Annotated in this window: 13 protein-coding genes; 8 read left to right on the top strand and 5 right to left on the bottom strand. The window is 39.8% G+C overall.

Features of this window, described 5'->3' with window-relative positions; genetic code table 11:
• Positions 1-37 precede the first annotated feature (37 nt).
• Genes kynA through kynB form a run of 3 tightly spaced genes read left to right on the top strand, consistent with a single transcriptional unit; the run spans position 38 to position 2797 of the window.
• A complete protein-coding gene (kynA, locus tag VJ09_RS01515) occupies positions 38-865 on the top strand; it encodes a tryptophan 2,3-dioxygenase (protein ID WP_147635406.1) in 828 nt (275 codons plus the stop codon).
• Positions 866-899: 34 nt separating this feature from the next.
• Positions 900-2174 (top strand): kynureninase, encoded by a 1275-nt coding sequence (kynU, locus tag VJ09_RS01510; RefSeq protein WP_044639946.1) that lies wholly within the window; start codon positions 900-902, stop codon positions 2172-2174.
• Complete coding sequence (kynB, locus tag VJ09_RS01505; RefSeq protein ID WP_044639945.1) at positions 2174-2797, top strand: arylformamidase; 624 nt, start codon at positions 2174-2176, stop codon at positions 2795-2797. Before kynU ends, kynB begins: the two co-directional genes overlap by 1 nt.
• On the opposite strand, the gene VJ09_RS01500 is transcribed toward kynB, so the two are convergent.
• The 4 genes from VJ09_RS01500 to VJ09_RS01485 all read right to left on the bottom strand — a co-directional run bounded on the left by VJ09_RS01500 (position 2790) and on the right by VJ09_RS01485 (position 7963).
• Positions 2790-3389 carry a TetR/AcrR family transcriptional regulator gene (locus VJ09_RS01500; protein ID WP_044639944.1) on the bottom strand — a complete coding sequence of 200 codons (600 nt, stop codon included), beginning with the start codon at positions 3387-3389 and terminating at the stop codon, positions 2790-2792. The two genes, kynB and VJ09_RS01500, sit on opposite strands and share 8 nt — an antisense overlap.
• Before the next feature lie 235 nt (positions 3390-3624).
• Positions 3625-5094, bottom strand: coding sequence for an NAD(P)/FAD-dependent oxidoreductase (locus VJ09_RS01495; protein WP_044639943.1), 1470 nt, complete (start codon positions 5092-5094; stop codon positions 3625-3627).
• Between the two features lie 215 nt (positions 5095-5309).
• Positions 5310-6767: an Msr family ABC-F type ribosomal protection protein gene (locus VJ09_RS01490; protein WP_044639942.1), complete on the bottom strand. Its 1458-nt coding sequence runs from the start codon at positions 6765-6767 to the stop codon at positions 5310-5312.
• A gap of 518 nt (positions 6768-7285) precedes the next feature.
• On the bottom strand, positions 7286-7963 hold the full coding sequence (locus VJ09_RS01485; RefSeq protein ID WP_044639941.1) for an endonuclease V: 678 nt from the start codon (positions 7961-7963) through the stop codon (positions 7286-7288).
• A 52-nt stretch (positions 7964-8015) separates the two neighbouring features.
• Here VJ09_RS01485 and VJ09_RS01480 point away from each other — a divergent pair, with 52 nt between their 5' ends.
• From VJ09_RS01480 to VJ09_RS01460, 5 genes are all read left to right on the top strand, one after another.
• A complete protein-coding gene (locus VJ09_RS01480) occupies positions 8016-9056 on the top strand; it encodes an oxidoreductase (RefSeq protein WP_222704940.1) in 1041 nt (346 codons plus the stop codon).
• 73 nt (positions 9057-9129) lie between these two features.
• The gene (locus VJ09_RS01475; RefSeq protein WP_044639939.1) at positions 9130-10128 is read left to right on the top strand and encodes a phosphotransferase enzyme family protein; all 999 of its coding nucleotides are present in this window, start codon (positions 9130-9132) and stop codon (positions 10126-10128) included.
• Between the two features lie 28 nt (positions 10129-10156).
• Positions 10157-11113 (top strand): phosphotransferase enzyme family protein, encoded by a 957-nt coding sequence (locus tag VJ09_RS01470; RefSeq protein ID WP_044639938.1) that lies wholly within the window; start codon positions 10157-10159, stop codon positions 11111-11113.
• Positions 11114-11231: 118 nt separating this feature from the next.
• Positions 11232-11429 (top strand): hypothetical protein, encoded by a 198-nt coding sequence (locus VJ09_RS01465; RefSeq protein ID WP_044639937.1) that lies wholly within the window; start codon positions 11232-11234, stop codon positions 11427-11429.
• A gap of 51 nt (positions 11430-11480) precedes the next feature.
• Positions 11481-11825: a DUF192 domain-containing protein gene (locus VJ09_RS01460; protein ID WP_052807161.1), complete on the top strand. Its 345-nt coding sequence runs from the start codon at positions 11481-11483 to the stop codon at positions 11823-11825.
• A 199-nt stretch (positions 11826-12024) separates the two neighbouring features.
• Here VJ09_RS01460 and VJ09_RS01455 read toward each other — a convergent pair whose 3' ends face one another.
• Positions 12025-13419: a peptide MFS transporter gene (locus tag VJ09_RS01455; protein WP_044639936.1), complete on the bottom strand. Its 1395-nt coding sequence runs from the start codon at positions 13417-13419 to the stop codon at positions 12025-12027.
• Positions 13420-13474: the final 55 nt, after the last annotated feature.

Here is a 13474-nt window from a genome sequence, read left to right as displayed (position 1 = left end):
TTTAGATGAGTACAAAGTTGGAGAGGGAGTGTAGCTGATGGACTCTGAAAACAAACAGTTCATTCATACTGATTTCAGTAAAGCGATGTCTTATGGAGATTATTTGAAGTTAGATCGTATCTTAACAAGTCAACAGCGATTATCCACTCATCACGATGAAATGCTTTTTATTATTATTCACCAATCAAGTGAGCTTTGGATGAAGTTGATTTTACATGAATTACAAGCAGCAACGTCATCTATTCAAAACGGAGACTTATCTTCTGCGTTTAAAATGTTAGCAAGGGTATCCAAAATCCAATCTCAAATCATTCAGTCGTGGGATGTTTTGGCAACGCTTACACCAAGTGAATATATAGAGTTTCGTGATTATCTTGGACAATCTTCCGGTTTCCAATCCTATCAATATCGAATGATCGAGTTTAGTTTAGGACAAAAAAGTACGATGATTTTAGATATTTATCGGCATGATGAAGAGTTGTTCAACCAGCTCCAACAGATGTATGGAGCTCCGAGTCTCTATGATGCATCCATCGGGGCATTATATCGTGCGGGAATTCCAATATTAGAAAGTACATTAAAGCGGGATGTTACCCAATCCTATCAGCGACACGACGATGTAGAAGAAGCTTGGCTAACTGTTTATCGAGATGTAAAAAAATATTGGGATCTCTATGAGTTAGCAGAGAAATTAGTAGATATAGAGGACTGGTTCCAGCAGTGGCGCTTTCGGCACATGAAAACAGTGGAGAGAATAATCGGTTTTAAACAGGGAACAGGCGGATCCTCGGGTGTGAGTTACTTAAAACAAGCTCTCGATCGACGGTTTTTTCCAGAATTGTGGGAGTTGCGAACCAAGTTATAATATTTATTTTGAGCATCGAAGGAGGGGATTCAAGATGGCAAATATAGAAAAAACTCATGCATTTCTACTTGATCAAGAGGATGAACTCGCTTATTTCTGGCAAGAATTTTACGTACAACCTGGTACGATTTATCTTGATGGTAACTCTCTTGGACTACTATCTAAATGTGCAGAACAATCCGTCTATGATCTATTAAATTCGTGGAAAGAACTAGGTATTGATGGCTGGACAGAAGGAACAAACCCATGGTTTACTCTCTCCGAACAGTTAGGAAAACAGGTGGCCATGTTGGTCGGAGCCAGGGAAGGGGAAGTAGTGGTAACTGGTTCCACCACTGTTAATTTACATCAACTAATTTCTACTTTCTATCGACCTAATGCACAGAAAACGAAAATAGTGGCAGATGAACTTAATTTCCCATCAGATATTTATGCGTTGAAATCTCAGCTTTACCTAAATGGTTTGGATCCTCAAGACCATCTGATCCAAGTAAAGAGCGATAATGGAGTGACACTGCAAGAAGATGCGATCATCGAGGCGATGACAGATGAAGTGGCGCTTGTACTTCTACCGACAGTATTATATCGGAGTGGACAGCTTCTTAATATAAAGAAGATCACTCAAGTAGCACACGAGCGAGGAATAGTGATTGGCTGGGATGCTTGTCACTCAGCAGGCTCGGTACCGCATCAGTTTCATGAGGATGGGGTAGACTTTGCTTTTTGGTGTAACTATAAATATTTAAATGGTGGTCCGGGGTCAGTGGCTAGTCTCTTTGTACATGAGCGTCATCACGGAATCATTCCAGGTTTAGCAGGCTGGTTTAGTTCTGAGAAGTCCAAGCAATTTGATATGTCTCATGACTTAACCCCTGCCCCTGATGCTGGGGCTTTCCAAATCGGTACGCCTCATATTTTGAGTTTGGCACCGCTATTGGGTTCTTTTGCTATATTGAAAGAAGCAGGGATGGAGCGGATTCGGAAGAAATCTCTTTGTCTCACTCGATTTCTAATGGATCTAGTGGAACAGGAACTAAGCCAATATGGTTTTCGGATTATAAATCCTATGAATGATGAAGAACGGGGAGGACATGTGGCGTTGGAGCATCCTGAGGCGATCCGCATCTGTAAGGCTCTCAAAGCAGATGGAATTGTGCCGGATTATCGGGCACCGAATGTTGTCCGCTTAGCTCCAGTAGCATTGTATACTTCCTTTGAAGATGTTTGGCAAGCTGTTCAAAGCTTAAAGAAGATCATGATAGATAAAAAGTACCAACAATTTGAAGGGGAACGAGGAGTCGTAGCTTAATGAAGATACTCGACATTTCACAGCCATTACATTCTAAAATGGCCGTATGGCCTGGAGATACGGAGTTTTCGTTTCAGTTGACTTGGACAAAAGAACAAAGCGGCTCGGTCAATGTAGGTCAAATCCAATTAAGTACCCACACAGGGACTCACATCGATGCTCCGTTTCATTTTGATGAGCAGGGACAGAAAGTTCATCAGCTTGATTTGTTGCTCTATGTAGGGCAATGCCGGGTGATTCATTTAAGTGAAGCGCGAGTCATTTGTGTAGAAGATCTTCAAAAATATGACTTATCAGGTGTACTGCGTCTTCTTATCCACACGGATTTTTGGAAAGATCGTGCTCAATTCCCAACGGATATTCCTTGTCTCACTCCAAAAGCTGTAACCTACTTAAGTGAACAAGGAATAAAATTGATCGGTTTGGATCTCCCTTCAGTAGATCCTATCGATAGCAAGGAGTTAGAGATTCATCATATCATGAATTCGTATGGGATTCACATATTAGAGGGTTTGGTTTTAGATCATGTGGAAGAAGGGGAGTATGAGTTGATTGCACTACCCCTATCAATTCACAATGGAGATGGAAGCCCTGTGAGAGCTGTTTTACGGACTATTAATTAGAGGTAGTTAGAATCCGCATTATTAGATCAACATCTGGCATCTGATAAACTTGATCATTATATAAATCCAACACCATCAGTCCCGATATAATTGAAAGATAGCAGGATATAAGTTTGCGTGGATCACCTGCTGCAAACTCGCCTGCTTTCTGTCCTTCTAAGAATAAGGATTCCAGTAGATCAATATAAATGTCCATCGGGTATTTTTCGATAATATGAAGTGCTTCTTCTGGAACTTCATCTGAAGTTCGAGCCTGATGTATCAGTAGAAAATAAAGTTTATTTTCCTCGACAAGGATTTCTTTTGTTAAAGTTCTTATTTTTTCAATTGGAGATCCAGGTATTTGATATACACTCCCAATCCCAGCAACGGATTCTTGTGTTGCTTGCTGAACCAATGTAATGAAAAGTTCGTCTTTTGATTTAAAGTAACGGTAAAGCAGACCTGGACTGATGCCAGCTTCCGTAGCGATCATACTCATTTTTGTTCCGATAATTCCTCGTTTAGCAAAAATTTTTAAGGCTGCTTCCATGATCTGTTCTTTTCGTTCATCACGAATTTGTTGCAGTTGTTCTTCGTTTAAGGGTGACAATGCTCTCCACTCTCCTGTACGATCCCATTTGTTTATAATTGTTGTTTAAAAGACCCATTAAAACAGCTCAATGGGTCTTTTATTTTCGATATTTAAATCAAAATTAGCTAATTTATTCCTACCATTCTAATAATTCGGAAGTATTATCTGCTAAATTTCATGTGCATTCAATCGCTAAATTTACTCATTTATCTCGTACATTATAGAATGATGTAATTTATTTATCAAATGTTACTTATAAGCTTACTGATTCAAAAAGAGTTTCCGAAAAGGAGGGTAGTATCTCATCCAATACTTTCTCCAATGATTGGCTACCATCTTGTAAAAGCTCAGCTAGGAATTGATTACCATCTGTAGATGCTTTCAGAATGGTCATTACCATTTGTGGATTCATTATAGCATTAGGGGAGATTGCTAAAGTATTCACAGCCCAATACAATCCATAAAGCTGTGAATCTTGTTCGATTGTTGCATGTTTCAGAAAAAGATCCATATATTTTTGGCCAAAATCAATCCCTTTCAAAGGTTCGGAACCTACATATGCAACACCTTCCCATTGCAAGTCGGCAGCGCAATTGTACCACCAAGCAGGTTCAATAACCTCTTGTATTTTTTTGAGTACCTTCTTTTCAAAATGAGGGTGGGGGTCGTCCTGTTGTTCCTGCAAACATAATTCGATCATTTCCACTTCGACCGCAGCAACGGTCATACCTTGACCAAAAATAGGATCAAAAATACAAAATGCATCACCTAATACTATCAAACCGGACGGCCATTGTTGCATTTGTTCATAGTGATGACGATACAATTGTTGTATGCGATAACCTCGGGGTGTTGTGATTGGTACTAGCCCTTGTAATATTTCTGCGATGATAGGGCTTGGTAGCTCAGTAATCGCCTCATTAAATTGCTCAATATTTGTAGGAGGGTAGTGTCCTCCAGGACGATAAAGACATACCTCTGCAGTTTGATTTTCAACAAAGGAAAAAACTCCTGTGACTGTACTATTAGCAGGTTGACCTGCAATGTTAATGACATCCCATTTTTCTGCTATATGTGTTAAATGGGGAGGAAGTTGATAACGGCGAGTACTATATCCAAGATCGACTTTCAAAAGATCTGGTGTTGGCACATCATATCCTAATTCTTCTAACCATTTTGCTAGCTTGGATGAGCGGCCACTAGTATCTAATACTATATCAGCTGTCAGTATTTTCTCTTGTTCTTGTTGTCCTCGTTCTCGAACCCGAATCCCTGTAATGGTTGAATGGTCTGGAGTTGATAATAAATTGATTACATCATGCTTTGTAAGAAAACGAACATTCGAAATTTTTCTTACACGCTGTCGTAGAACCCATTCTAGTACTGCTCTACTAAACTTGATATCATCGCGAGGGTATGGACCTACTATGCTTCCGTATTGATTCATTTGATGAATGGTTTTGTTTAGCGAAGATGGACAGCCCTGTGCTTTTAAATCTTCTTCATATCCAGGAAAGAGACGTTCTGTAATCGACTTACCACGTGGTGTGAAACGATGAGGATGAAAACCTTGAGGAATACCAAGACGGTTTTCAGGTTTTCCAGGGAGGTCATCTTTCTCTACAATAGTGACCTCTTGAAAGTACTCAGAAAGCACTTTTGCTGTCATTAATCCAGCGATGCCTCCTCCAATTATAATAGCCCGTTCTGTTTTTCCATACATAGGTGATTATTCCTCCTTGAGTTATGAATGAACGATTCGTTCATTCATAGAATATGCTGTTTATTGTGCATTGTCAACTAATTAACCATACTTTTCAGAAAGTTTTTAGAAGCTTTCATTTAAGGATCAGTTATGATCCTCATTTTTTTTGTGGACATAAAAGAGATAAGCCACCGAAATTGCCTTGGTGGCTTATCTTAAATATCAGCTTGAAACTACACTTGCTTCAATTTTTTCTCATGAATGATATACTGCAAATCTGCAACATTGCGGATGAACGCTTGATCATGAGAAACGAGTACAATTGTTCCTTTATAAGCATCTATAAATCGTTCTAACGCTTCGATCGCACGAATATCTAAGAAGTTGGTTGGTTCATCTAATAATAAAATGTTATATTCTCCTAAGAAGAGCTGACAAAGTTGTATGCGAACTGCTTCTCCACCACTTAAGGACTTCACATTTTTCCGTATATCGGTACCGACAAATTGCATTGCATGTAAAAAACTCCTCAGAAATCCTTCATCATATTCGGAGCGATTCTTCACAAATTCCAGTACTGTTTCATCATCTGAAAATTGATAGCTCATTTGACGAAAATAACCGATTTTGGCTTTTGGTGAAATGGTTAAACCTTCACCATCAACAGCGATATGGTGGAGCAATGTAGTTTTTCCACTTCCATTTACACCAGTAATCGCTATTGTTTTCCCTAGCGGCAGTTGAAAGCTTACTTCATCCAATAACACTTGATTCTTCACTTGAAGAGTAAGTCGGTCTGCCATGATAGGAAATTTATTATGCAATTCCAATGTTTTCGACTGGCGGAATACCATTTTCTTTTCCTGTTGTACAGATTCGCCTTCCTGAAGTTTTTCTATTCGCTGCTCAATCGCTTTAGCTGCACGATGCACCGCTTTTTGGCTCGTGCCCTTGGATTTTGACTCAAACATGCGATGATTCGCTTTTGCCTTCGACTCTTTTTTCGACATGCTGCCTGCTTGTGCAATTTTTTTCGCCTTCTTCATTTTCTCTTGTGCTGCTTTTTCAAGACGACTTTTTTCTTTTTTGTATTGTTCATAAGCTCGACTCTGCTGTTCTCGTTCTAACTGCTTCTGCTCCATATATTTGCTGTAATTACCTGAATAAACGCGCACCTTACCGTCGCATACTTCCCAAATGGTTGTGACGAGCTCGTCTAAGACCGCACGGTCATGACTAATTAGCACAAGTGCTCCATAGTAATATCGTAATTCATTAAGCAAGAACGAGATTCCATCTAGATCCAAGTGTGTGGTCGGCTCATCGATTAGTAAGGCTTCATGGTAATGTGTAAACATTTGCGCAAGCTTTCGCCTCGTTTGTTCGCCACCACTTAAGGACTCACTATTTTGTGGAACTGCTAATCTTCCAAGTAAGGCTGCATCTGCTTCGAAATCAGTTGTAGATTCAAGTTGCGCAAAATAACCACACTCAACGTGCCGTTTTACTTTTCCATTGGTGGGTTGAATTTCACCTGTTAGCAACTTCAATAATGTGCTTTTCCCTGCACCATTTTTCCCGACAATCCCAATGCGATCCAATTGGTGAACTGCTAATCGTTCGATTTTTAATACATCTTTATCTAAATATGTCACTTCGACATTTTCCAGTTCAAAACAAATTTGCTCCATATTCGCTACCCCCGAAATATGTGATTTCGTATCGGTAGCTAGAACCGATACGAGCTTTTATTCTCCAAAGCTCGTATCAAAAGAAAAGTAAGAATTGCATGCTTTCCCCTCCACTAGTACAAATTAGGTAAAAATGATCCCAAGTGTTTTGTAATCAATTAGCACACAAAAAAGAAAGGCAGAACGATCCGCCTTTCTTCAAGTACAAAATAGTACAGCATTTGCAATGAAGATTATTAAAAAAGGACAGACTGATCCCGTTGACTCTGTGTACAGCACAGAGCCTTTGAACGTATTCAATTACTAGTTCAAAGTAGGGAAACGCAGTCTTATAGAATGTGTCATTTTTTAATAATCCTCCTCAATTTTAAAAGTTCAGTAGCTATTATAGTGATCCGATAACAAAAAGTCAAAGAGGAAAAAGATCACCAACGGTTTCATATCCGTTTGGATGGTGACGTCGATGATGTGACAGTTTTGCAAATTGCATCGACGTCACTGTGATTGATATGTGTTAACTATTGATGCTGTTTGCGAAGTTTACGAGACCAGATATCCGGCTGTCGGGTGATCTCCGGAATACGACTATGTTTTCCTACAAAGTGAAGGGCAAAACGAACGGCACTCTCTAAGTTGATTCGATTCCCTACTGAGACAAAGACAGGTTTTACTCGTGTTTGAGTGCGGACTACTGCGCCGAGGGTTTCTGCTCCATCTTGTATATATTGGATACTACCAGCAGCTAATTCGGGTTCAGGATATTCCCGTGCGAATGAAGTCTTGGCAACTCCGATAGTAGGAAGTCCAAAGAAAAAGGATGCATGGGTAGCCAGTCCCATCCGTCTCGGATGGAGAATCCCATTTCCATCTAAAAAGACCAGATCAGGTGTTGTCTGAAGTTTTTCCCAAGCGGGTAGCAAAACAGGCAATTCCCGAAAAGCGAGAAGTCCAGGGATGTAATCTTGAGAGACTGTCGCCTGGTGATGCACTACTTCCAGAACTTCCTTTGTTTCGTAGTCCATGGCAAGTACGATTGCGATCGCCTGATTATCCCAGTAGGCGAGATCGATCCCAGCGACCACTTTTGGTGTCAGGGAAAATTGATCAGGTATTCTAATCTCTTGACGAAGTTGCGATTGCAGCTCTTGTTGTTCGTATTCATTCAAATCAAAAGAATGGCGCATTTCTATATGCATTTGTTTTCTCCTTTGTTTCGTTATAATAGGGAAGAAAAGGGAGTGATTCATAATGGAAAAATTATCAGTTGGATTAATAGGATTTGGTCTTGCAGGAGAAGTATTTCATGCTCCACTTATTCAGTCTACCGAATCACTGCAACTTACGAAAGTACGAACCAGTCAAAAAGAAAAAGTAAAACAGAGTTTAGGAAATCGAGTAGAGGCGGTATTAGAGACGAGTGAGATTTTAGACGATCCTAGCATTGATCTCGTAGTAATAGCAACGCCTAATTCTAGTCATTATGAATTAGCCAAAGCGGCGCTTCTAGCCGGAAAACATGTTGTGGTGGACAAGCCGTTTGTTGTTCGTTCCGAGCAAGGAGAAGAGCTAATCCGCCTTAGTAAAGAAAAGAACAAGATTTTGAGTGTCTTTCATAACCGTCGATGGGATAACGATTTTTTAACAATGCGTCATCTGATTCAAACCAACGAGCTAGGAGATATACATACCTACTATGCCCATTTTGATCGTTTCCGCCCTGAAGTGCAGGCGCGTTGGAAAGAACAAGACCCGGAAGGTGCAGGGGTGTTATATGATCTAGGTTCTCATTTGATTGATCAAGCACTTATTTTATTTGGGAAGCCGGAAGCAGGTTATGCAGATATTTTTACACAACGTAAAGAAGCAGTAGCTCCAGATGGTTTTCATCTAACACTCTACTATCCAAATGAACGGAAAGTTATCTTACGATCTGGTTCGCTTTCTCTCCAACCAGGACCGCGCTATGAGGTTCATGGTACACAAGGTAGTTTTGTTCAGTATGGAATTGATGGACAAGAAGATGCCTTAAAAGCTGGATCTCGTCCAGGGATGAATGGATGGGGAGCAGCAACTGAATCCCAACATGGAACAGTAGTAACTCTAGAAAACGGCATGAAAAAAACAGAGCTATTACCAGGAAGTTATGAGTCCTATTATCAAGGGATAGCAGCAGCTATTTCAGAGAATGTTACTTTACCTGTTTCTGCTGAAGAAGGGCTGTGTGTGATCCAAATCATCGAGCTTGCGATGAAGTCTCATCGAGAAAAACGGGTTATATCCCTTTCATAAAACCACTTCATTCCACCACCTTCTACTAATAGGAGGTGGTTTTTCAATATAATGAATTATAGGAGGGAGATGCATGGAGAAAAAAAGAATCTATCAAGTCACAGATGAGGTATTCCATGAGATCGAGGAGCAATATGGCTGGAAGATCCTATCAATGAGATTACGAAGAGGCAGTGTAAATATCGTCTATGAGTTACAAACGAACAATAAAACCATTATCCTACGGTGTTCTCCGAATCATCGTAGAGAGCCTTGGGATGTGGAGGCGGAAGTTCACTTTGTTGATTACTTAGCAAAAAATGGGGCATCCGCAACAAGTATATTCTCAACCAAAACAGGGGCAAAAATGATCGAAGTTGCCGGTTTTTATGTAGTCTGTTTTGAAAAGGCATCAGGGATCCCATTAGAGTTCGAGGATTGGACAGATGAGTACTTTTTGAAATGGGGTAAAATGACAGGTCAATTTCATCAACTAGCTATGGAATACCAAGCACCCTCACCGACACGGAAGCAATGGGATCAAGAGGAATGGTTCCAGTTAGATAAGTATCTCCCAAAAGATCAGTGCCTTGTATATCAGCGTGCAACTGAGTTAATAGAGCAGATTCAATCATTTCCGCAAACTCCCTTTACCTACGGGCTTATTCATTATGATCTGCATAACCGTAACTTCCATATGACTGATGATGGCGTTCTTTGTGCCTTTGATTTTGAAGATTGTTGCTACCATTATTATCTCCAAGATATTGCTGTTTCCCTATACCATGCGCTTACCCGTTTAAGAAAGCCTCCTCTAGCAGGAAAGGATGAAGTTACCTTCACAAGAAGATTCCTCCGCTTTTTTCTTGCAGGATATCAGACAGAAAAAGCGCTAGATTCTTCTTGGATGGAACAATTACAAGCATTTCTCCAGCTGCGACGTGTCTTTATCTATCTTTTTTATGTAATGGATTATGATTTAGCGAACCTATCTCCTCAAGATCAACAAATAGTAGATCAAACACGAATGGACATCGAGCAGGCTAGACCAATTGGATATGAATCTAAACAAGATCTAGTTGGATTAGTCTAAATAGATCGAATAAGATGGAGGGATTATATTGTTACAAACAATAGACCAGCAGCGGATCAAGGTGTTAGAACATGCAATCAATCAATTTCGTTTAGATACTACTTCTCCTGTATTTTTAGGGGGATTTCATAATTGGGTATATGAGACACGACTTCAAGATCAGACAGCAATCATGCGGATCTCCCATGAGCCATTTCACCCACCAGAGCTAATACTAGGAGAGGTATTATGGATTAAAAACCTTACCGATCAAGGAGTTGCTGCTTGCAAACCAGTCCCTTCTCCTAATGGAAATCTCGTAGAAGTATTGGAGGTAGACGGAAAAAAGTATCCTACTGTCTTTTTTGAGAAAGCATTAGGAAATCCTCCAAACGAAAACGATTGGAATGATACCTTATTTGAAACAATGGGGCAGACAATTGGCAAGATGCATCGTCTAACACGTGACTATTGCGCTCCAAAGGAAGCAACATCTCCTACTTGGAAAGATTCGCTAAAGCAGATAAAGGAATACATGACGTTTGAGGATCGCGAGATTGCTGCCAAGTTCCAAGAGATACTAGATTATCCGAAGAGTTTGACAGTTGATCGAGATAGTTATGGATTGGTTCATGCTGATGTACATGCAGGAAATTTCTTTGTAAATAATGGGCAGATCATGTTATTTGACTTCCAAGATTGCCATTATTCTTGGTTTGTAGAAGATCTAGCGATGGCACTGTTCTATGCAATCTTTACGGAATACCCACGTGGGATGGATCCAGATTATCCAACATTGTTTTGGAAGTCATTGTTAACTGGCTATAAAAAAGAGAATCATCTAGATAAAAAGTGGCTAAATGAAATCCCATATTTTATTCGCCAGCGCGAGATTGCTCTTTATATTGTGCTTACAGCAAAAGGAGCAGATCATTGGTTTTTGCAAAATAGAAGAGAGGACATACTAGCTGATCGCTCTATCGTTAATGTAAGTTCGTTATGGTAGTGAATTAGCACAAATAAATATAGACAAAATATGAATAGTTTGATAGTTTCTGAAAAGATCTTAAATATACAAAAGCACAGGCTAGTCAGCTTGTGCGTTTTTGTTAGGAGGAGCATCTATGAAATGGCAGATTCCAGTTTCGATAAAAAAGTTCCCAGTTTATTTTTTCTTATTTTTTACGCTCATGTATCTATTCTTTACTTTCACTTACTACTCATGGTATGGTTCCTGGATTGATTTGATTTTTCCGATTGTACTAGTTATTGCTTCCATTTGGCTCTCTAAAAAGAGGTTATTGGTTGTTACAAAGAAATGATTTTAGAATAGGATGTAAAACAAAAGATACAAAGAAGAAGGAGATGATGTGGTGAGATGGGTGAATGTGTATCGCCACAATACCTTTTTTCGAAAAATAGAACTAGCTGTAACGATAACAGAACTGATGCAAGGTCTTCTTGGACGCACATCAGCTGGTAGAGGTTTGTTTCTTATGGGAACTTCCCAAATCCATATGGTTGGAATGAAATTTCCCATCGATGTCGTCTATTTAAATAAAGAAGGATTCATTATCGGTTTGGAGGAAGCACTGCCTCCTAACAGTTACGGAGAATACTTTAAAGGAGCAGCGCATGTAATTGAATTTAGCTCTGGTACCATCCAAGATTACCAGATCAAAGTTGGAGAACGATGGTTTTGGAGTATAGAAGAATAAGTAAGAGGATTACGAGTGAAAAGAGTAGCTAATCTCTTAAAAACTCAATAATAAAACTTTTATGAGTTCCTCAATGCCTCTATCTTATTTTGTTTCCTTTTGCTAATATAGTTAATTGTGTTCGATGTGTACACAAAAGGAACAATTTAAGATAGAAAAAACCTCCCAACGCATAAGTTAGGAGGTTTAAAGTGTGATTTTAGTCCATCATAGCAACTAGTTTTTTGGAGATTGCAACGAGAATAAGACCAATAACCATCGCTACAATCCCGATTACGGTAAATACTTCGAGATATCCAAGAGATTGGGTAAAGACAGCAATTTGTCCGGATAATAGGTTGGCAATACCGTTACTAGATACCCAAACACCCATTAGAAGGGAAGCCAATTTCACTGGAGCGATACGGCTTACGAGGGATAGTCCTACTGGAGATAGGAAGAGTTCCCCAATGGTATGGAATAGATAGGTAAAGATAATAAAGAACAAACTAGCTTTTTGTTTGATGTTCTCTGGATCACTACCGGTTTGTAATACTGCAATGGAAAGGATCAGGAAACCGATTCCGAGCAATACCATTCCAAGTCCCATTTTAACAGGAACTGGTAGATCTCCACGTTTGGTTTTAGCTAATTTTAGCCAGAGTGCAGATACCAGAGGAGCTAGTATGATAATAAAGAATGGATTGATGGATTGGAACCAAGAGGTTGGCATTTCCCAACCAAAGAGACTCTTATCTACAAAACGGTCTGTATATAAGGTTAGGGAGCTACCAGCTTGTTCAAATCCAGCCCAGAAAAAGACAACAAAACAGGTAATGATCAATACAACAGTAGTACGCTGTTTTTCTTTTTTGGTTAATGGTTGGTCGGAAACTGCTTGACCACTATTTGCTTTGGCCTTGCGGACTGGAGGCTCAGCACCGATGTTACCTAAATAACGTTTAGATAACAGGTTGAATATAATCTGCCCAATGATCATCCCGATCGCAGCTACTAAGAATCCATATTTGAATCCATATTGTACGACGCCATTAAAGGTAGTTTTGAAATAATCTTCCGCCAAGAATCCAACAATAAGTGGTGAGAAGAAAGCACCTAAGTTAATTCCCATGTAAAAAATGGTGAATGCAGCGTCACGACGCTCTTTTTCTTTTGGTCCATATAGCTCCCCAACGAGGGTTGAAATGTTCGGCTTAAAGAATCCGTTCCCGATAATGAGAAGACCGAGACCAATATAAAGGGCTAATTTGCTCTGATCAGCAAAGAGCACCAAGTTACCAAGCGCCATCACAATCCCACCGATTGTAATCGCAACTCGTCTTTTCATGAATTGGTCGGTGAGATATCCACCTAAAATCGGTAAAAAGTAACAAGCCCCTGTAAAGAATCCATAAATGGAAAGGGCAACACTTTCATCGAATGCTAGTCCACCACTCACTAATGAGGTAGTCAAATACAAGACAAGGATCGCTCTCATCCCGTAATAACTAAATCGTTCCCACATCTCAGTTAAGAAAAGAAGATATAAGCCCGGAGGGTGTTTCTTCTTCGACTGTTGTGTGCCGCTTAATGCAGCATCTGCAGTTTGTGCCATGTCTTCTGGTCCTCCTTCAAAATGAATATATCTTTCTGAATATTGTATCCGCAGA

Origin of the sequence: Risungbinella massiliensis (assembly GCF_000942395.1) — a bacterium.
GTDB lineage: Bacteria > Bacillota > Bacilli > Thermoactinomycetales > Thermoactinomycetaceae > Risungbinella > Risungbinella massiliensis.
Note: the sequence above shows the minus strand (reverse complement) of the source record. Positions and strands in the feature narration are given on the sequence as shown.

Bases quoted from the DNA above. Each gene is read 5' to 3' on its own strand.
- kynA (WP_147635406.1), top strand. From the start codon at position 38: ATGGACTCTGAAAACAAACAGTTCATTCATACTGATTTCAGTAAAGCG.
- kynU (WP_044639946.1), top strand. From the start codon at position 900: ATGGCAAATATAGAAAAAACTCATGCATTTCTACTTGATCAAGAGGAT.
- kynB (WP_044639945.1), top strand. From the start codon at position 2,174: ATGAAGATACTCGACATTTCACAGCCATTACATTCTAAAATGGCCGTA.
- VJ09_RS01495 (WP_044639943.1), bottom strand. From the start codon at position 5,094: ATGTATGGAAAAACAGAACGGGCTATTATAATTGGAGGAGGCATCGCT.
- VJ09_RS01490 (WP_044639942.1), bottom strand. From the start codon at position 6,767: ATGGAGCAAATTTGTTTTGAACTGGAAAATGTCGAAGTGACATATTTA.
- VJ09_RS01485 (WP_044639941.1), bottom strand. From the start codon at position 7,963: ATGCATATAGAAATGCGCCATTCTTTTGATTTGAATGAATACGAACAA.
- VJ09_RS01480 (WP_222704940.1), top strand. From the start codon at position 8,016: ATGGAAAAATTATCAGTTGGATTAATAGGATTTGGTCTTGCAGGAGAA.
- VJ09_RS01475 (WP_044639939.1), top strand. From the start codon at position 9,130: ATGGAGAAAAAAAGAATCTATCAAGTCACAGATGAGGTATTCCATGAG.
- VJ09_RS01465 (WP_044639937.1), top strand. From the start codon at position 11,232: ATGAAATGGCAGATTCCAGTTTCGATAAAAAAGTTCCCAGTTTATTTT.
- VJ09_RS01455 (WP_044639936.1), bottom strand. From the start codon at position 13,419: ATGGCACAAACTGCAGATGCTGCATTAAGCGGCACACAACAGTCGAAG.